Annotated in this window: 15 protein-coding genes, 3 tRNA genes, 4 rRNA genes, 1 other RNA gene and 1 other annotated feature (2 of these 24 cut by a window edge); of the genes, 19 read left to right on the forward strand and 4 right to left on the reverse strand. The window is 42.2% G+C overall.

Annotated elements, in window-relative coordinates:
• Positions 1-1766: ribosomal RNA gene (locus QNH29_RS00055) — 23S ribosomal RNA — on the forward strand; it begins 1169 nt to the left of the window's first position.
• A 72-nt stretch (positions 1767-1838) separates the two neighbouring features.
• Positions 1839-1954 (forward strand): 5S ribosomal RNA (gene rrf, locus QNH29_RS00060).
• A 269-nt stretch (positions 1955-2223) separates the two neighbouring features.
• Here the strand turns inward: rrf and QNH29_RS00065 are convergent.
• Entirely contained in the window at positions 2224-3165 is a 942-nt protein-coding gene (locus tag QNH29_RS00065) for a YaaC family protein (RefSeq protein ID WP_283862928.1), read from the reverse strand.
• Between the two features lie 106 nt (positions 3166-3271).
• Between QNH29_RS00065 and guaB the strand changes: the two genes are divergently transcribed.
• From guaB to QNH29_RS00095, 6 genes are all read left to right on the forward strand, one after another.
• A complete protein-coding gene (gene guaB / locus QNH29_RS00070) occupies positions 3272-4738 on the forward strand; it encodes an IMP dehydrogenase (protein ID WP_283862929.1) in 1467 nt (488 codons plus the stop codon).
• 425 nt (positions 4739-5163) lie between these two features.
• Positions 5164-6489, forward strand: coding sequence for a D-alanyl-D-alanine carboxypeptidase family protein (locus QNH29_RS00075; protein WP_481858803.1), 1326 nt, complete (start codon positions 5164-5166; stop codon positions 6487-6489).
• A gap of 173 nt (positions 6490-6662) precedes the next feature.
• A complete protein-coding gene (pdxS, locus tag QNH29_RS00080; RefSeq protein WP_283862931.1) occupies positions 6663-7544 on the forward strand; it encodes a pyridoxal 5'-phosphate synthase lyase subunit PdxS in 882 nt (293 codons plus the stop codon).
• Positions 7544-8131 (forward strand): pyridoxal 5'-phosphate synthase glutaminase subunit PdxT, encoded by a 588-nt coding sequence (gene pdxT / locus QNH29_RS00085; RefSeq protein ID WP_283862932.1) that lies wholly within the window; start codon positions 7544-7546, stop codon positions 8129-8131. The genes pdxS and pdxT overlap by 1 nt, the downstream gene beginning before the upstream one ends.
• Before the next feature lie 53 nt (positions 8132-8184).
• Positions 8185-8405: a binding site (T-box leader), on the forward strand.
• A gap of 50 nt (positions 8406-8455) precedes the next feature.
• Complete coding sequence (gene serS / locus QNH29_RS00090) at positions 8456-9736, forward strand: serine--tRNA ligase (protein ID WP_283862933.1); 1281 nt, start codon at positions 8456-8458, stop codon at positions 9734-9736.
• Between the two features lie 62 nt (positions 9737-9798).
• Positions 9799-9891, forward strand: a tRNA-Ser gene (locus QNH29_RS00095).
• A gap of 101 nt (positions 9892-9992) precedes the next feature.
• Here the strand turns inward: QNH29_RS00095 and QNH29_RS00100 are convergent.
• The 3 genes from QNH29_RS00100 to QNH29_RS00110 form a co-directional block, all read right to left on the reverse strand.
• Entirely contained in the window at positions 9993-10688 is a 696-nt protein-coding gene (locus QNH29_RS00100) for a deoxynucleoside kinase (protein ID WP_283862934.1), read from the reverse strand.
• 16 nt (positions 10689-10704) lie between these two features.
• On the reverse strand, positions 10705-11352 hold the full coding sequence (locus QNH29_RS00105; RefSeq protein ID WP_283865494.1) for a deoxynucleoside kinase: 648 nt from the start codon (positions 11350-11352) through the stop codon (positions 10705-10707).
• Positions 11353-11553: 201 nt separating this feature from the next.
• Positions 11554-12840, reverse strand: coding sequence for a glycoside hydrolase family 18 protein (locus tag QNH29_RS00110; protein WP_283862935.1), 1287 nt, complete (start codon positions 12838-12840; stop codon positions 11554-11556).
• A 122-nt stretch (positions 12841-12962) separates the two neighbouring features.
• Between QNH29_RS00110 and tadA the strand changes: the two genes are divergently transcribed.
• The 11 genes from tadA to QNH29_RS00165 form a co-directional block, all read left to right on the forward strand.
• Positions 12963-13460 carry a tRNA adenosine(34) deaminase TadA gene (gene tadA / locus QNH29_RS00115; RefSeq protein WP_283862936.1) on the forward strand — a complete coding sequence of 166 codons (498 nt, stop codon included), beginning with the start codon at positions 12963-12965 and terminating at the stop codon, positions 13458-13460.
• Positions 13461-13550: 90 nt separating this feature from the next.
• An RNA gene (gene ffs / locus QNH29_RS00120) (signal recognition particle sRNA large type) lies at positions 13551-13816 on the forward strand.
• A gap of 123 nt (positions 13817-13939) precedes the next feature.
• On the forward strand, positions 13940-15628 hold the full coding sequence (gene dnaX / locus QNH29_RS00125) for a DNA polymerase III subunit gamma/tau (protein WP_283862937.1): 1689 nt from the start codon (positions 13940-13942) through the stop codon (positions 15626-15628).
• Between the two features lie 21 nt (positions 15629-15649).
• Positions 15650-15967, forward strand: coding sequence for a YbaB/EbfC family nucleoid-associated protein (locus QNH29_RS00130; RefSeq protein WP_179603824.1), 318 nt, complete (start codon positions 15650-15652; stop codon positions 15965-15967).
• A 69-nt stretch (positions 15968-16036) separates the two neighbouring features.
• Positions 16037-16633 carry a recombination mediator RecR gene (gene recR / locus QNH29_RS00135; protein ID WP_283862938.1) on the forward strand — a complete coding sequence of 199 codons (597 nt, stop codon included), beginning with the start codon at positions 16037-16039 and terminating at the stop codon, positions 16631-16633.
• A 29-nt stretch (positions 16634-16662) separates the two neighbouring features.
• On the forward strand, positions 16663-16881 hold the full coding sequence (locus QNH29_RS00140) for a YaaL family protein (RefSeq protein ID WP_283862939.1): 219 nt from the start codon (positions 16663-16665) through the stop codon (positions 16879-16881).
• A gap of 84 nt (positions 16882-16965) precedes the next feature.
• The gene (locus QNH29_RS00145; RefSeq protein WP_283862940.1) at positions 16966-17229 is read left to right on the forward strand and encodes a pro-sigmaK processing inhibitor BofA family protein; all 264 of its coding nucleotides are present in this window, start codon (positions 16966-16968) and stop codon (positions 17227-17229) included.
• 280 nt (positions 17230-17509) lie between these two features.
• A 16S ribosomal RNA gene (locus QNH29_RS00150) occupies positions 17510-19059 on the forward strand.
• A gap of 99 nt (positions 19060-19158) precedes the next feature.
• Positions 19159-19235 (forward strand) — tRNA-Ile (locus QNH29_RS00155).
• 10 nt (positions 19236-19245) lie between these two features.
• A tRNA-Ala gene (locus QNH29_RS00160) sits at positions 19246-19321 on the forward strand.
• Positions 19322-19463: 142 nt separating this feature from the next.
• A 23S ribosomal RNA gene (locus tag QNH29_RS00165) occupies positions 19464-20000 on the forward strand; it runs 2399 nt beyond the window's last position.
• Together the 16S and 23S rRNA genes with 2 tRNA genes alongside form the textbook arrangement of a ribosomal RNA operon.

Consider the following 20000-nt stretch of genomic DNA (forward strand, 5'->3'; position numbering starts at 1 on the left):
GCCGAAAATGTACCGGGGCTAAACGTAACACCGAAGCTGTGGATTGACACCGTTGGTGTCAGTGGTAGGAGAGCGTTCTAAGGGCGTTGAAGCTAGACCGTAAGGACTGGTGGAGCGCTTAGAAGTGAGAATGCCGGTATGAGTAGCGAAAGATGGGTGAGAATCCCATCCACCGTATGCCTAAGGTTTCCTGAGGAAGGCTCGTCCTCTCAGGGTTAGTCGGGACCTAAGCCGAGGCCGAAAGGCGTAGGCGATGGACAACAGGTTGATATTCCTGTACCACCTCTTTATCGTTTGAGTGATGGGGGGACGCAGGAGGATAGGGTAAGCGCACTGCTGGATATGTGCGTGTAAGCAGTTAGGCTGGTGAATAGGAAAATCCGTTCACCTTAAGGCTGAGCTGTGATGCCGAGGGAAATATAGTACCGAAGTTCCTGATTCCACACTGCCAAGAAAAGCCTCTAGCGAGATAAAAGGTGCCCGTACCGCAAACCGACACAGGTAGGCGAGGAGAGAATCCTAAGGTGAGCGAGAGAACTCTCGTTAAGGAACTCGGCAAAATGACCCCGTAACTTCGGGAGAAGGGGTGCTTTTTGAGGTGAATAGCCTCGAAGAGCCGCAGTGAATAGGCCCAGGCGACTGTTTAGCAAAAACACAGGTCTCTGCGAAGCCGCAAGGCGAAGTATAGGGGCTGACGCCTGCCCGGTGCTGGAAGGTTAAGAGGAGGGGTTAGCGCAAGCGAAGCTCTGAATCGAAGCCCCAGTAAACGGCGGCCGTAACTATAACGGTCCTAAGGTAGCGAAATTCCTTGTCGGGTAAGTTCCGACCCGCACGAAAGGCGTAACGATCTGGGCACTGTCTCAACGAGAGACTCGGTGAAATTATAGTACCTGTGAAGATGCAGGTTACCCGCGACAGGACGGAAAGACCCCGTGGAGCTTTACTGTAGCCTGATATTGAATTTTGGTACAGCTTGTACAGGATAGGTAGGAGCCTGAGAAACCGGAGCGCCAGCTTCGGTGGAGGCGTCGGTGGGATACTACCCTGGCTGTATTGAAATTCTAACCCACACCCCTGATCGGGGTGGGAGACAGTGTCAGGTGGGCAGTTTGACTGGGGCGGTCGCCTCCTAAAGAGTAACGGAGGCGCCCAAAGGTTCCCTCAGAATGGTTGGAAATCATTCGTAGAGTGTAAAGGCACAAGGGAGCTTGACTGCGAGACCTACAAGTCGAGCAGGGACGAAAGTCGGGCTTAGTGATCCGGTGGTTCCGCATGGAAGGGCCATCGCTCAACGGATAAAAGCTACCCCGGGGATAACAGGCTTATCTCCCCCAAGAGTCCACATCGACGGGGAGGTTTGGCACCTCGATGTCGGCTCATCGCATCCTGGGGCTGTAGTCGGTCCCAAGGGTTGGGCTGTTCGCCCATTAAAGCGGTACGCGAGCTGGGTTCAGAACGTCGTGAGACAGTTCGGTCCCTATCCGTCGTGGGCGCAGGAAATTTGAGAGGAGCTGTCCTTAGTACGAGAGGACCGGGATGGACGCACCGCTGGTGTACCAGTTGTCTTGCCAAAGGCATCGCTGGGTAGCTATGTGCGGACGGGATAAGTGCTGAAAGCATCTAAGCATGAAGCCCCCCTCAAGATGAGATTTCCCATAGCGTCAAGCTAGTAAGAACCCTGAAAGATGATCAGGTTGATAGGTCAGAGGTGGAAGCGCGGTAACGTGTGGAGCTGACTGATACTAATCGTTCGAGGACTTAACCAATTTAAGGTGAACTCGTTTTTACAAACTTCTTCTGAATTATCTAGTTTTGAGGGAATGAAACCTCAAAAACAGTCTGGTAATAATGGCGAGAAGGTCACACCCGTTCCCATACCGAACACGGAAGTTAAGCTTCTCAGCGCCGATGGTAGTTGGGACTTTGTCCCTGTGAGAGTAGGACGTTGCCAGGCAAATGAAGCACAACCTGATTTGGGTTGTGCTTTTTTATATTGTCTGAAAGGACAAGTAGGGTGAGAATAATAATATTGGGAGATTCGTGCCCATGCGGCGCAACTTCTAAAGCAAAGGGGAACGAATAAGAGCTAATCGTGCCCGCACGACGACACTTTTAGAGAAAATGGAAACGAATAGCAGCTATTCATGCCCGCACGGCGACATTTTTCGTTAAAACAGTAACGAATAGATGTAACCCATCCCTTTAGTTAATTTGCTTAAAAAACTATCCCATTAAGTACTCATAAATCAAAAACGGCCCCTTCTTCAACGTGATATCTAAAAAGGTTTTAATAAATGGATAATCACGATTTGGCATCATTTTTGTTATTTCACTCCACCACTCTGTTTCATATCTCGCAATCATACTAAGATTATATAGTAAGAGATAGTGAACCATTAGCTCAGGAAACAGAAAGAGATTTTCTTTCTTAAGAGGAAGTACAAAGTTGCGGCTCTCTAAATTGAATTTTAATGGTGATATTCCAGTAAACACCTTTTTATCAAATTGAAATATGAGTCCTTTATTTAAAAATTCAATCTGATTTCCAGACTTAATCGTCAGAAACTCCTTCAGTCTCTCCTCTGTCATATGATAATGGTCCAATATTTTTTCCGGTATTTCCATTTGTCCATGATGAGTAAATATAGGTGTAAAAGTGCTTTTTGCCTCATGTATCATAAACAAATCATCCAGTTCAGGGATGAGTTCCAGCAGTTCCTCCATCGTGATTTTATCGCCTTCCAATTGTTTCATGTGAAACATTTTTTCTGACATAAAAGGGAAAAGACCATTCTTTTGAAATTTTACTTCATCATGGAAAAATTGATAGTTTTGCTTTTTTCTTTTTCTTGTTGAAACACCATGAGCCAAAACAGAAGTGGTTTCGGGATAAGCTGGATCAATCGTTAAGATACATGCTTTAATTAAATGTACAAGGCCATAAAAAAGCAGAATTGGTTTTAGGATTAGCGGCGAGTTTTCTGCTTGCTGATAATAAATTTGACCATGCTCGAGATAATATAAAAATGCATAACAATTTTCATAACTTTTTTGTTCAGGGTTTTCAATATTCCATTTTTTATAATGGTTTTTTAAGTATAGCTGGCAATACTCTGCAGAAAAAAAACATGCATAGCTTTTCCAGTCCTTATAGTCAAAAGTCAATGGCAACCACCTTTTTCAGAAAAATTAAACTAAATCAAGTTCCTTGACAGTATTTTGTCCAATTGATAACCTACAATTAAAAAATTTTTTCCTGGAGGCCATAAAAATGTGGGAGAGTAAATTTTCAAAAGAAGGTTTAACGTTTGATGATGTCTTATTAGTTCCTGGTAAATCAGAAGTACTGCCGCGTGATGTAAGTCTTCAAGTAGAATTATCACCTAAGGTAAAGTTAAACATTCCAATTATTAGTGCAGGGATGGATACAGTAACGGAAGCTGAAATGGCGATTTCGATGGCACGCCAGGGTGGTTTAGGTATTATCCATAAAAATATGACAATTGAACAACAGGCTGAACAGGTAGAGAAAGTTAAGAGATCAGAGAGCGGGGTTATTACAGATCCATTTTACCTCACTCCAGAACATCAGGTATATGATGCAGAACATCTAATGGGCAAGTATCGAATTTCAGGTGTACCGATTGTAAATAATCTTGATGAGCAAAAACTTGTAGGGATTATCACCAATCGTGACTTACGTTTTATTCAAGATTACTCTTTTAAAATCTCTGATGTCATGACAAAGGAAAATCTTGTGACTGCTCCAGTTGGAACCACATTAAAAGAGGCTGAAAAAATTCTTCAAAAATACAAAATAGAAAAACTCCCGCTAGTGGATGAACAAGGAGTTTTAAAAGGGTTAATCACTATAAAGGATATTGAGAAGGTTATTGAATTTCCTAATTCAGCAAAGGATGGCCAAGGCCGCTTATTAGCTGGTGCTGCAGTGGGAGTAACAAAGGATACTATGCTGCGTGTTGAAAAGCTTGTAAAAGCAAATGTCGATGTTATTGTGGTAGATACCGCTCATGGTCATTCAAAGGGTGTACTAGACACAGTAAAGGAAATAAGAGGTCAATATCCTGATTTAACGATTATTGCCGGGAATGTGGCTACAGCTGAAGCCACAAAGGATTTAATTGAAGCTGGTGCCGATGTAGTCAAAGTTGGAATTGGGCCAGGTTCGATTTGTACTACCCGTGTAGTAGCCGGTGTAGGGGTGCCACAGATAACGGCTGTATATGATTGTGCTACAGAGGCCAGGAAGCATGGCAGAACCATAATTGCGGATGGCGGGATTAAATATTCGGGTGATATCGTTAAGGCGCTTGCTGCAGGCGGTCACGCCGTTATGCTGGGAAGCATGCTTGCGGGTGTAACAGAAAGTCCAGGGGAAACTGAAATTTTCCAAGGACGCCGTTTTAAAGTTTATCGTGGTATGGGATCCGTAGCGGCTATGGAAAAGGGCTCTAAGGATCGTTATTTCCAAGAAGATAATAAGAAGTTTGTCCCTGAGGGGATTGAAGGACGTCTGCCTTATAAGGGACCTTTAGCAGAAACCATTTATCAATTAATCGGCGGTCTACGTTCAGGGATGGGCTATTGTGGAACGAAAGACCTAGAAGAGTTAAGAAACAATGCACAATTTGTTAAGATGACTGGTGCAGGATTAAGAGAAAGCCATCCTCATGATGTTCAAATTACAAAAGAGGCACCAAATTACTCATTATCTTAATAAAAAAACAGAGAAGCTTTCCGGCTTCTCTGTCTTTTTTTTTTTGAAGATGAGAATATGTCTTTATACTTAGATAACTGTCTAGCTCCATCGCCCTAGCGGCTAGTGTCCTTCACGCTGCGCCCTACGATAAGTCAAGCACGAATGCGCCTCCGGCTCTTCGTGTTTCCTTTATCTCAGTTGGAGCGATCCAGGCCATACGCCGCTGACCACTAAGGAAAGCTCCTTCGAATAATCTTCGCAGGACCAAGCTGTACTTTAGCTTGGTCCGAGGGCGATTCCGCTTTTCTAATAAAAGATAGTCCTATCCTCTGTCTATGATTTGACCCCCAGTTATGTTAAAATAACCAAAGTGTATAAAACTGTTGGAGGGTATTATCGTGAATAAACTTTTTTATCGGAAGCTTGCTGCCGCTTCCTTGGCAATGATCATGTTTTTTAGCCTTTTTGCAGGCATAAATAAAGCAGAGGCAGAAACAGCATTAGATGTTAATGCATCTGGAGCTATATTGGTTGATGCAGATACGGGTATGATTCTGTACGAAAAGAATTCTGAAACTGCTCTGGGAATTGCAAGTATGACCAAAATGATGACAGAATACTTACTTTTAGAAGCAGTAAAAGAAGGGAAAGTAAAGTGGAACCAAGAGTATGTAGTTTCTCCTGACCTTTCTAAAATGTCTCATGACGAAGATCTAAGTAATGTATATTTACGTGTTGATGCCAAATATAAGGTAGAAGACCTGTATGCGGCAATGGCTATTGAATCAGCTAATGCAGCTACCATTGCCATTGCTGAAGTTGTTGGGGGATCTGAGGCTAAATTTGTTGAAATGATGAATAACAAAGCAGCAGAACTTGGTCTGGAGAAATATAAGTTTGTAAACTCTACCGGTTTAAATAATCGTGATATGTTAAAGCACTTTCCAGAAGTTGTGGGTGACCCTGATGAGGAAAATATAATGTCTGCAAAAGATGTTGCAATCCTTGCATCTCGCTTATTACATGACTTCCCAGAGGTATTGGAGACATCTAGTATACCGGAAAAAACCTTTGCAAAAGGCACGGAAGATGAATTTGTAATGGATAACTGGAACTGGATGCTAGAAGGATATGAAGAAATCGCAGATAGGTATCCTAATTATCAACAATTTGTTTATGACGGTTTAGATGGTTTGAAAACTGGTTCTACTCCTTTTGCAGGGTACAATTTTACAGGTACAGCATCCAGAGATGGTCAAAGATATATATCTGTTGTTATGAATACAAGTTCTCAATCTGAACGTTTCAGAGAAACTAGAAAGATTCTTGATTTTGCCTTTAATAATTTCAAAAAAGAAGAAATTATTCCAAAGCATTATCAAGTTAAGGGAAATAAAACGTTACCTGTAATCAAAGGTAAAGAAAATCAAGTAAAAATTTATACAAAAGATGCAGTTAACATGGTTGTAAAGAACGGAGAAAAGGATAATTTCAAGACAAGCTTAACACTTGATAAAAAGAAGGTTAATAAACAAGGTGAACTTACTGCGCCTATTAAAAAAGGCGAAAAGGTCGGTACGTTAACCATTCAGCCTAAAGAGGCAGGAAATTTAGGTTTTTTAACAAAAGGAAGCCAGATAAAGGTTGACGTCATTGCAGCTGAAGATGTTGAAAAGGCAAATTGGTTTGTCTTAATGATGAGAGGAATCGGAGGATTCTTTGGAGATCTTTGGGGAGGAATTTCTTCAACCGTTAAGGGCTGGTTTTAATAATTAGGAAATATTTCAAAAAAGGATTCTTGTCTTGACAGGAATCCTTTTTTGTTGCTTTAATGATTTTATGGAAAGAATCTAATTCCGAATGAATTAACAATATTTCCTAAATTTATACGTTAATTTTTTGTAATATTTATAAAAATGGAACTAACAAGGGGGATTTTACAATGAAAACAGGTACGGACCGAGTTAAACGTGGAATGGCTGAAATGCAAAAAGGCGGCGTCATTATGGACGTTGTTAATGCAGAGCAGGCAAGAATTGCTGAAGAAGCTGGTGCAGTTGCAGTAATGGCTCTAGAGCGTGTACCATCTGATATTCGTGCAGCTGGCGGTGTAGCTCGTATGGCTGACCCTAGAATTGTTGAAGAAGTGTTGAATGCTGTATCAATCCCTGTAATGGCAAAGGCAAGAATCGGCCACATTGTTGAAGCACGTGTGTTAGAAGCAATGGGTGTTGACTATATCGATGAAAGTGAAGTTTTGACACCAGCGGATGAAGAGTACCATTTATATAAAAGTGATTTTACTGTTCCGTTTGTTTGCGGATGCCGCGATCTTGGTGAGGCAGCGCGCAGAATTGGCGAAGGTGCATCAATGCTTCGTACAAAAGGCGAACCTGGAACTGGAAACATTGTTGAAGCAGTACGCCACATGCGCAAAGTAAATGGACAAGTTCGTAAAGTAGTAGGAATGAATGAAGATGAGCTAATGACAGAAGCAAAACTATTAGGGGCGCCATTTGAATTGCTGCTTGAAATTAAGCGTCTTGGCCGCCTTCCAGTTGTTAACTTTGCAGCTGGCGGTGTTGCAACACCTGCTGATGCTGCTTTGATGATGCAGTTAGGTGCAGATGGTGTATTCGTAGGATCTGGTATTTTTAAGTCAGAGAACCCAGCTAAGTTTGCTAGAGCAATTGTAGAGGCTACTACTCATTACCAAGACTATAAATTAATCGCAGAGCTTTCTAAAGAACTAGGGGCACCAATGAAGGGAATTGAAATTTCATCATTGTCTCATGAAAATCGTATGCAGGAACGTGGCTGGTAATGGTTAAAGTAGGAGTACTTGCCTTACAAGGTGCCGTTCGAGAACATATTCGTTCAGTAGAGGAATGCGGTGCAGAAGGAATTGCTATTAAGAAGGAAGAGCAGTTAAAAGAAGTGGATGGCCTCATTCTTCCTGGTGGAGAAAGCACTGCGATGCGGCGCCTAATAGATAAGTATGATTTTATGGATGCATTAAAAGAATTTGCAGCTGAAGGAAAACCTATGTTCGGTACATGTGCAGGCCTGATTCTACTAGCCAAAAACCTTGTTGGTCATGAGCCGCATATCGGTGTGATGGACATTACGGTTGAACGCAATTCCTTTGGCCGTCAGGTTGATAGCTTCGAGGCAGACCTCGCGATCAAGGATGTAGCCGACAACTTCCCTGCAGTTTTTATCCGTGCACCGCACATTGTTGAAGCTGGAGCAGAGGTAGAGATACTTTCAAAGCATAACGACCGCATTGTAGCTGCCCGCGAAGGACAATTCCTTGGATGTTCGTTCCATCCTGAATTAACAGATAAGCATGACCTTACAGCGTACTTTATTGAGATGGTAAAGGAAGCAAAAGCAAAACAATTTGTATAATTTGATTGCAATTGGTGGATAATTATAGTAAATTATTTTCAATAAATAAATATGTTAAAGCAATGAGAGGAACTAGTAGCAGGAAGTTCAATCTAAAGAGAGCCGGTGGATGGTGTGAACCGGTGTTTGAAGCTTGCGAATCCCTCCTCGAGCAAGGTGTGGAACACCCCATGAGGGTCAGTAAGTACTTTCGGTAAAAACCGTTAATTTTTTCAAGGTGGACAGACTAAATCTGTCAACCAGGGTGGTAACGCGGGTAACTCTCGTCCCTGTTTTTGGGGACGGGAGTTTTTTGTATTATTTTAACAGTTAGGAGTGGCAAAGATGTTAGATATTAAATTATTACGAGCTAATTTTGCTGAAGTTAAGGAAAAACTACTGCACCGTGGTGAAGATTTAACAGACCTCGGTAAATTTGAGGACTTAGATCAGCGCAGACGTGATTTAATCGTTGAAGCAGAACAATTAAAGAGCAAACGTAACGAGGTTTCTCAGCAGGTAGCTGCCTTAAAGCGTGAAAAGGCAAATGCTGACCATCTTATTGTGGAAATGCGTGAGGTCGGCGATAGAATTAAAGTATTGGATGAGGAGCTCCGCAGTGTAGAGGAAACACTGGATTTACTGCTAATGAGCATACCTAATATTCCCCATGAAAGTGTTCCAATTGGCGAGTCAGAGGATGAAAACGTAGAGATTAGAAAATGGGGTCACATTCGTGATTTTGAATTTGAGGCAAAACCGCATTGGGATGTAGCAGACCATTTAGGTATCCTTGACTTTGAACGTGCGGGCAAAGTTACAGGCAGTCGTTTCGTATTTTATAAAGGCCTTGGAGCCCGCCTGGAGCGTGCCTTGATGAACTTTATGCTTGACCTGCACGTTGATGAGCATGGCTACAAAGAAATATTACCGCCATATATGGTCAACCGCGCGAGCATGACCGGTACAGGTCAACTGCCAAAATTTGAAGAAGATGCCTTTTTAATTGAGAGCGAGGATTATTTCTTAATTCCAACAGCAGAGGTGCCAGTCACCAATCTTCACCGTGATGAGATACTAAGTGGAGATGAGCTTCCAATCCGCTTTGCAGCTTACAGTGCCTGCTTCCGTTCAGAGGCTGGTTCTGCCGGTCGGGATACACGCGGATTAATTCGTCAGCACCAATTTAATAAGGTAGAGCTTGTAAAGTTTGTTAAGCCTGAGGACTCTTATGAGGAGCTTGAAAAATTAACAAATGATGCAGAGCGCGTACTTCAATTATTAGAATTACCTTATAGGGTGTTGAGCATGTGTACGGGTGACCTTGGTTTTACGGCAGCCAAAAAGTATGATATTGAAGTATGGATACCAAGCTATGGAACTTACCGAGAGATTTCTTCTTGCAGTAACTTTGAGGCATTCCAAGCCCGCCGTGCTAATATCCGTTTTCGTCGTGATCCTAAAGCAAAACCTGAGCATGTTCATACATTGAATGGCTCTGGTTTAGCCATTGGAAGAACGGTTGCTGCTATTTTGGAAAATTATCAGCAGGCTGATGGCAGTGTAGTCATTCCTAAGGTACTTCGTCCATATATGGGAAATAAAGAGGTTATCGCACCAGAATAAAAAATGTTAATCTTGTGTTGACAGAGATAGTGGGTATGTGATATTCTATCTCTTGTCGATACGGAGGAATACCCAAGTCCGGCTGAAGGGATCGGTCTTGAAAACCGACAGGCGGGTTAAACCGCGCGGGGGTTCGAATCCCTCTTCCTCCGCCATCTATTTTATAATAATCGCGCATAAAACTGGAGATAAAATCCGTCCAAGCAATTGGGCGGATTTTTTATGTTTTTTGATACAAAAAAAGCCCGTATTGGAATCAACCAATATGGGCTTCTGTCATATTTAAGATTTCTTTTAGGCGGTCATCTACTTCACGACAAACTCGTAATGCGTCCTCTGGGCGCTTAACGACATCTGTTTTATCCATGTCAATAATCAAGACATCACTCGCGTTATAGTTATTAATAACCCACTCATCATAACCCTTCCAGACTTCAAAATAGTATTCCTTCAGTTCAGGATTAATTTCAAAGCTTCTGCCGCGTGCCATAATTCGGTCAATTACCGTTTCAAAGGATCCCTTTAAATAAACCATTAAGTCAGGGGCCTTTTTTGGCAGTTCTTTTAACTCTTCCATCATGTTTTCAACAAGGTCTTCATATATTCTAAATTCAAGGTCAGAAATTCTGCCGAGATTTTTGTTTACATAGGCAAAGTACCAATCTTCGTAGATAGATCGGTCCTGAATCGTGTAAATAGGGTTTTTCCAGCTTACACAATCCTTTACAGTTTTAAAGCGTTTATTTAAAAAAAACAATTGTAAGAGGAATGGAATCCGTCTTGCATCTAATTCTTCAGGAGTTAATTCATAATAGAGCGGAAGAATTGGATTATTATCAACCGTCTCATAAAAAACCTTACTATCAATACCACTTTTTCGAAAATGTGCATTTAATGTATCAGCTACACTCGTTTTACCAAGGCCTATCATACCACCAATAACGATACTCACTTACATCCCCCAATTCTTATCGTATGTTTGTCGTGCTGCTTTTCTTTAATGAGCCTATAAGTTTTTCAAATATAAAATTTAAGTCATCTTCATTTTTAACAAAGTCTAATTCATCACCATTAAAGCGAAGAACAGGAATTTCTGGATGTGATTGCTCAAAGCGCGTTATGGTTTGTTCATAGTCAAGCGATAGCTGTTCTAAATATAAAGGACTGATATTTTTCTCTACCTCACGCCCTCTAATTTTAATTCGCTTTAGAAGAGTATCTAAACTAGCATTGAGATAAATAATAACATTTGGCTTTGGCATGTCTTCCGTTAGGAGCTGATATATTTTATAGTATTTTTGATATTCATCGGGGTTTAAAGTCCTCTGAGCAAAAATTAAGTTCTTTATTATATGATAATCTGCTACAACAGCCTGACTCTTACTTAAGTAGTGAGTATTAATATCCCCTAATTGCTTATAGCGGTTGCAAAGAAAAAACATTTCTGTTTGGAAACTCCACTCTTCAATATTGTCATAAAACTTCCCTAAAAATGGATTCTCATCGACTATCTCTTTTAATAAGGCAAAATTAAATTGATCTGAAATGGCTTTTGCGAGAGATGTCTTACCCACACCAATCGGCCCTTCAACGGTAATAAAGGGAGTATACCCCATTGCATGTCCTCCTTCTCCAACTGCCTGCAAGTTCTATGTTTAACCAGTACTAGACCGGAAACTTTTCTCTAACGCTCTAAATGGCACAAATAATATATTATCACAATCTAACACAGGAAGGGATATGGAAATTGTAGAAGAAGAAGTTTTAGTGTCGAATATATGAAAAAACTGCCGAAATACGGCAGTTTTTGATGTAAATTAACCTCTTTTTACCACATTGAAATTCTCAACAATCAAAAGCCAATTTTGCGGAAATGCCAAGCCAAGCTTCCAATAACTCATCCCTCTAATACCTAATTCTTTTATTAAATTGAATTTGGCCTGAATGGAGCGCGCATCCTCGAACCAAACTTCATGCTGTTTTCCATCTGCTGCGGTGTATCGGAAGAAAGGTGCCTGTGCCTTTGTATCATACTGAATAGGCACGTTGTTTGCAGCCGCAAGTTCAATCGCTTGCTGTGGACTGACAGCTCTTGCAACACTTCCTTGGACAAAAGGAAGCGTCCAGTCATATCCATATAAATTCTGACCCATTAATATTTTATTTGGAGGCATTTCTGTCAGTGCATACTCTAACACCCTGCGAACCTGATCGATAGGTGAAACTGCCATGGCGGGACCGCCGCTGTAGCCCCATTCATAGGTCATGATTACGACAAAATCCGCTATTTGACCATGTGCTCTGTAATCATGTGCTTCATACCATTTTCCTTTTTGTGTTGCACTTGTTTTCGGTGCCAGAGCTGTACTCATCAACCAGCCTTCACTAGTAAACCGGGTTTTTGCTTTTCTTAAAAAACGATTATAAGCTTCACGATCGGCGGGACGCAAGAACTCAAAATCAAAATGAATATCCCTAAATCCATATCTTTTTGCAGTGGCTACTATATTGTTTAAAAAGCGGTCTTGAATAGGAATATCATTTAATAAAATTCGTCCCAGCTCATCACTAAATTGGTCATTTTCTTGATTATCTACTACCATCATTAATGTATTTCGGTTAGCTCTTGCTATTGCTGGGAAATTATTTAGTAAAGGTTCTTTAAGGGAACCATCACGAAGTGCATGAAAGCTAAATGGTGCTAAGTAAGTTAAATAGGGCGCTGCCTCACGTGCACTCGTTTCTAATATAGGAGCCACAGAAGTACCGCGGGGCTCAACATAGGCATTAAACTCTGCTCTTCTTTTTGGTGCTTGAGGGATATATAGGCGAAAGCCTACATAGAGCTGCTGGTTTAAAGAAATACGATTAACTGAGGCAATTTGTTGATAAGGAACACCTGTCTTTTGCCCGATCGACCATAGGCTGTCTCCTGGCTGTACATAATAAAAACTGCCGACAATCGGAATCACCATTGCCTGACCAACGACGAGATTATTTGGATTAGGGATGTCATTAGCATCAACGATATTATTCACTGTTGTATTATATGCCCTCGCAATGGTTGTTAATGATTCATTTGCTCTCACAACATGAATTTGCATATTCTTCCCCTCCTAAGCAAGAACGCTACATCTATTCTATGAGTGAGATTTTCATTTCATGATATAATGGGAAAAAATATCAATAGGATAAACACAAATGATTATATAAGGCGGTAAACCTCATGATTATAGATGATTATTCTGATGACTACTATATGAGAGAAGCTATAAAAGAAGCGAGAAAGGCAGAAGCGTTATCCGAGGTACCAATCGGAGCCATTATCGTAATAGATGGAAAAATTATTTCCCGAGCACATAATTTACGTGAAAGCAAACAAAGTGCGGTTGCCCATGCAGAAGTTTTGGCTATTGAACAAGCATGTCAGCTAGCAGGCTCATGGCGGCTCGAAAATGCGATCCTTTATGTCACACTAGAGCCCTGTGCGATGTGCTCGGGTGCAATTATATTATCAAGGATCAAGAGGGTAGTCTATGGTGCTGCAGATCCAAAGGGAGGCTGTGCGGGAACATTCATGAACCTGCTTCAGGATGAACGATTTAATCATCAAAGTGAAGTAACCAGTGGTGTGCTGGAGGAAGAGTGTGGTCAGTTATTATCAGACTTCTTTCGTCAGCTTCGAAAAAAAAGAAAAATGGCAAAAAAACACACCTTACAGTAATTTACAATTGATAAAGATTGATTTTTTTCTTGAAAGTTAGTATACTAAAAAAGCGTCAGATAAAGACGCCTTAAAATGTTATCAACTTTGCCGTGCTAGGCGGGGAGGTAGCGGTGCCCTGTACTCGCAATCCGCTCTAGCGAGGCTGAATCCCTTCCCGAGGCTGGTATCCTGTAGGGTCCGCCTTAAGTAAGTGGTGTTGACGCCCGGGTCCTGCGCAATGGGAATCCATGAACCATGTCAGGTCCGGAAGGAAGCAGCATTAAGTGGAAGCTCCCATGTGCCGCAGGGTGGCCTGGGCCGAGCTAACTGCTTAAGCAGCGCCTATGGGTGCGGAGTCGACGGAAGGTGCACGGCAGTTTATAATGTAAAAACAACTCATTTCGAATACGAGGTGAGTTTTTTTGTATTCTCTTTGATAAATAGAAAAAAGATAAGTTATAATGATTAAGATAGAATTTTTTGAAGGGGGCGATGTTTTGGCTTATCAGGCTTTATATCGTGTTTGGCGTCCTCAGCAATTTATTGATGTAGTAGGACAAGAACATGTTACGAAAACATTGCAAAATGCCCTACTTCAACAAAAAATTTCTCATGCCTATTTATTTAACGGGCCGCGTGGAACTGGTAAAACCAGTGCCGCAAAAATACTGGCAAAAGCGGTAAATTGTGAACGGGCACCCATTTCAGAACCATGCAATGAGTGTGCTGCATGCAAGGGAATTACCAATGGTACAATATCAGATGTGCTCGAATTTGACGCAGCATCAAACTCAAGAGTGGAAGAAATGCGGGATGTTCTCGATAAAGTAAAGTTCGCTCCGACTGCTGTAAACTACAAGGTCTATATTATTGATGAAGTACACATGCTGTCTATTAGTGCGTTTAATGCATTGTTAAAAACTTTGGAGGAGCCGCCAAAGCATGTCATCTTCATTTTAGCTACGACCGAGCCGCATAAAATACCCTTAACGATTATCTCTAGATGTCAACGATTCGATTTTAGGCGGATTACAGCACAATCAATCGTAAATAGAATGAAATTAATCGTTGAGGAAACAGGTGTTAAGTGTGAAGAAGATGCCTTAAAAATGATTGCTAGAGCAGCCGAAGGCGGTATGCGTGATGCTTTGAGTCTTTTAGACCAAGCTATCTCTTTTAGTCAGGAAGTAGTAACGGTAGAAGACGCATTAACAGTTACAGGTTCTGTTTCTCAGGGATTCTTAAACAAGCTTGCAAAAGCTGTTTTTGAAAAGGATGTAGCCAGTGGATTAGAAGCATTAGAGGAATTGTTATTTCATGGGAAAGACCCGTCAAGATTTATAGAGGACTTTATATTATATTATCGAGATATGCTGCTATACAAAACGGCACCAAATCTTGAAGAATCTCTAGACAGAGTTTTGCTGGATGATGAGTTCCGGCAAATTGCCGAGGTTGTTTCTTACGATCAAATTTATCAGCTCATTGAATTATTAAATAAGACGCAGCAAGATATGCGATGGACCAACCATCCGCGGATTTTTCTGGAAGTTGCGATTGTTAAGCTCTGTCAAACAGAAACTAAACAGATGGATCAAATGCCAGATGGACAGATTTCTAAGCTGCTTAAAAAGATTGAACAGCTTGAGCATGAACTGCAACACATAAAAACAAATGGTTCCGTTGTTGTGCAAGAAGCAGCACCACAGACAGCACAAAAACCTTCGCAAAGAAGTTCAAGAAAAGGGTTCCAGCCTGCAGTTGGAAGAATAAATGAAGTATTAAAGAATGCTACAAAAAATGATATAAATCAAATTAAAAGCAAATGGGGCGAAATGAGAGGAAGGTTAATGAAATCTCATGCTGCCTTATTGAATGAAGCGGAGCCGGCTGCAGCTTCAGCTGATGCTTTTATTTTAAAATTCAAACATGAAATTCACTGCCAAATGGCAATGGATAATAACCGTTTTGTCGAAACGATTACACTTGTTTTACATGAATTAACAGGAAATAGATATCTCGTGCTCGGAGTGCCTGAGGAACAATGGCTTTCTATACGAGAAAACTTTTTAAGCACACAGCAGCATGTTGAGGGAGAAATTCCTGGATCCAAACAGGAAGAAGAGCCCCATATAGCAGAGGCAAAAAACTTGTTTGGTGCTGAATTCGTAGAAATTATTGATTAATTAATTGGAGGTTGAAAGGTTATGCGTGGTGGAATGGGAAATATGCAAAATATGATGAAACAAATGCAAAAAATGCAAAAGAAAATGGCTGAGGCGCAAGAGGAGCTTGGTCAGAAAAAGATTGAAGGAACAGCTGGCGGCGGTATGGTAACTGTTATTGTAACAGGACATAAAGAAGTAGTAGATGTTCAAATTAAACCCGAGGCTGTCGATCCTGACGACATCGAAATGCTTCAAGATCTAGTTTTAGCCGCAACAAATGATGCACTGAAAAAAGTAGAAGAGCTCACTAACAATACAATGGGCCAATTTACAAAAGGAATGAATCTGCCTTTTTAAATAATGACGATCGAGCATATGCGCCTTTATATAGGCGCATATGCTTTTCTAGGAGAGGAATAATAGATAATGCACTATCCGGAACCGATTTCAAAGTTAATTGACAGTTTTATGAAGCTGCCTGGCATTGGACCAAAAACGGCTGCTCGTTTGGCCTTTTATGTATTAAGCATGAAAGAAGATACTGTGCTGGATTTTGCAAAGGCACTTGTAAATGCCAAACGGAATTTAACCTATTGCTCTGTCTGTGGTCATATCACAGATCAAGATCCATGTTATATATGCGAAGACCAACGACGTGATAAAAGTACGATTTGTGTGGTTCAAGATCCAAAGGACGTTATTGCAATGGAGAAAATGAAGGAATTCAATGGCATGTACCATGTGCTGCATGGTGCGATATCTCCTATGGATGGAATCGGTCCTGAGGATATTAATATTCCAGATTTATTAAAACGCCTGCACGATGAGACCGTTCAGGAAGTGATTCTTGCGACCAATCCGAATATCGAAGGAGAGGCAACGGCGATGTATATATCCCGTTTGCTCAAACCATCGGGGATTAAGATTACGCGAATTGCTCATGGACTTCCGGTTGGAGGAGACCTTGAATATGCAGATGAAGTTACTTTATCCAAGGCTTTAGAAGGTAGAAGAGAACTTTAATCAAAAAGCAGAGTACCGGGGGAATAACGATGTTTTTTCAACGTAAAGGGCGGCTGCGGAAAGAGTTTGATCAGAAACTTTTAACTCAGTTACAAGAGTATAAAGAACATTGGCAGAAACAAAAACAATTACTTGATAAAAGTTTTGATCCTTCAGAGGAAGCGATTTGTCAGACAAAAATTGCTCAAGTAAAGTACATCTTTTTATTAAGAGAAGCAAAACAAAGAAATGTAAGTATTAAAAGGTAAAATAAAGCTATCTCTATTAGAAGGTCTATTTTTTATAACTTGTACATATGTTGTTATAAAAGGATTTGAAGGGGGATAGTTTTTTTGGAACCAATTACAATTATTGCGATATCAGGCGGGCTCATTGTTATACTTTTGTTTGTTGGAGCTCCCTTTAAGCCAGCGAGGTTTATTGGTCAAGCTGTAGTTAAGTTATTGATCGGAGCACTTTTATTATTCTTTTTAAACACAGCAGGTAATAGTTTTGGCATACATGTACCAATTAATTTTGCAACATCGGCTGTTTCTGGTTTTCTTGGAATCCCAGGACTAGTGGCGTTAGCGGCCATTCAGAAATATATTATTTAACTAGTAAAACCGCTTTATAGCGGTTTTTTATTTTTTTCAAATAAAACTATTGACCAATCTATTAATGTACTGTAATATATGAAAAGTCGTCACAAACTACCACAAAACATCTTGAAAAAAGTTATTGACTTTAATAAATCAAATATGATATATTAATAAAGTCGCTTATGAGTGATTTGTGAAATTGATCTTTGAAAACTAAACAAACAAGAACGTCAACAAACAATTTTTTAGCTTTTTTAAAAGCTAAGCCAACGTAACATTTTTGAGCTAATCAACTTTCTTGGAGAGTTTGATCCTGGCTCAGGACGAACGCTGGCGGCGTGCCTAATACATGCAAGTCGAGCGAATCTTGAGGTGCTTGCACCTCTTGGTTAGCGGCGGACGGGTGAGTAACACGTGGGCAACCTGCCTGTAAGACTGGGATAACTTCGGGAAACCGGAGCTAATACCGGATAATCCTTTTCCTCTCATGAGGAAAAGCTGAAAGTCGGTTTACGCTGACACTTACAGATGGGCCCGCGGCGCATTAGCTAGTTGGTGAGGTAACGGCTCACCAAGGCGACGATGCGTAGCCGACCTGAGAGGGTGATCGGCCACACTGGGACTGAGACACGGCCCAGACTCCTACGGGAGGCAGCAGTAGGGAATCTTCCGCAATGGACGAAAGTCTGACGGAGCAACGCCGCGTGAGCGATGAAGGCCTTCGGGTCGTAAAGCTCTGTTGTTAGGGAAGAACAAGTACCGGAGTAACTGCCGGTACCTTGACGGTACCTAACCAGAAAGCCACGGCTAACTACGTGCCAGCAGCCGCGGTAATACGTAGGTGGCAAGCGTTGTCCGGAATTATTGGGCGTAAAGCGCGCGCAGGCGGTCCTTTAAGTCTGATGTGAAAGCCCACGGCTCAACCGTGGAGGGTCATTGGAAACTGGGGGACTTGAGTACAGAAGAGGAAAGCGGAATTCCACGTGTAGCGGTGAAATGCGTAGAGATGTGGAGGAACACCAGTGGCGAAGGCGGCTTTCTGGTCTGTAACTGACGCTGAGGCGCGAAAGCGTGGGGAGCAAACAGGATTAGATACCCTGGTAGTCCACGCCGTAAACGATGAGTGCTAAGTGTTAGAGGGTTTCCGCCCTTTAGTGCTGCAGCTAACGCATTAAGCACTCCGCCTGGGGAGTACGGCCGCAAGGCTGAAACTCAAAGGAATTGACGGGGGCCCGCACAAGCGGTGGAGCATGTGGTTTAATTCGAAGCAACGCGAAGAACCTTACCAGGTCTTGACATCCTCTGACACTCCTAGAGATAGGACTTTCCCCTTCGGGGGACAGAGTGACAGGTGGTGCATGGTTGTCGTCAGCTCGTGTCGTGAGATGTTGGGTTAAGTCCCGCAACGAGCGCAACCCTTGATCTTAGTTGCCAGCATTCAGTTGGGCACTCTAAGGTGACTGCCGGTGACAAACCGGAGGAAGGTGGGGATGACGTCAAATCATCATGCCCCTTATGACCTGGGCTACACACGTGCTACAATGGATGGTACAAAGGGCTGCAAGACCGCGAGGTTTAGCCAATCCCATAAAACCATTCTCAGTTCGGATTGCAGGCTGCAACTCGCCTGCATGAAGCCGGAATCGCTAGTAATCGCGGATCAGCATGCCGCGGTGAATACGTTCCCGGGCCTTGTACACACCGCCCGTCACACCACGAGAGTTTGTAACACCCGAAGTCGGTGGGGTAACCGTAAGGAGCCAGCCGCCTAAGGTGGGACAGATGATTGGGGTGAAGTCGTAACAAGGTAGCCGTATCGGAAGGTGCGGCTGGATCACCTCCTTTCTAAGGATAATGCAGTCCTTATGGACTGATAAGAAGTTGACCGTTACTTGTTTGTTTAGTTTTGAGAGATTGATTCTCTCTAATATATTTCCGTTATAGGGGCCTATAGCTCAGCTGGTTAGAGCGCACGCCTGATAAGCGTGAGGTCGATGGTTCGAGTCCATTTAGGCCCACCATTCTCTATACGGGGCCTTAGCTCAGCTGGGAGAGCGCCTGCTTTGCACGCAGGAGGTCAGCGGTTCGATCCCGCTAGGCTCCACCAATTCTGAAGTTTAATCACGATGTGATTGAAATCAGCAGCATCGTTCCTTGAAAACTAGATAATCGTAAGAAGAAGTCAAAGTAAAACCGAGAATCGCCATTTTAGTTTTTCTCTCTTATTAAATTAAGAGTATAACCATTTAGGTTAAGTTAGAAAGGGCGCACGGTGGATGCCTTGGCACTAGGAGCCGATGAAGGACGGGACTAACACCGATATGCTTCGGGGAGCTGTAAGTAAGCTTTGATCCGGAGATTTCCGAATGGGGGAACCCACTGCTCGTAATGGAGCAGTATCTTTACCTGAATACATAGGGTATTGAAGGCAGACCCGGGGAACTGAAACATCTAAGTACCCGGAGGAAGAGAAAGCAAACGCGATTCCCTGAGTAGCGGCGAGCGAAACGGGACATAGCCCAAACCAAGAGGCTTGCCTCTTGGGGTTGTAGGACACTCAACATGGAGTTACAAAGGAACGGGGTAGATGAAGCGATCTGGAAAGGTCCGTCATAGAAGGTAAAAACCCTGTAGTTGAAACTTCGTTCCCTCCTGAGTGGATCCTGAGTACGGCCGGACACGTGAAATCCGGTCGGAAGCTGGGAGGACCATCTCCCAAGGCTAAATACTCCCTAGTGACCGATAGTGAACCAGTACCGTGAGGGAAAGGTGAAAAGCACCCCGGA

Origin of the sequence: Neobacillus sp. DY30, from assembly GCF_030123065.1 — a bacterium.
Classification (GTDB): Bacteria; Bacillota; Bacilli; order Bacillales; family Cytobacillaceae; genus Neobacillus.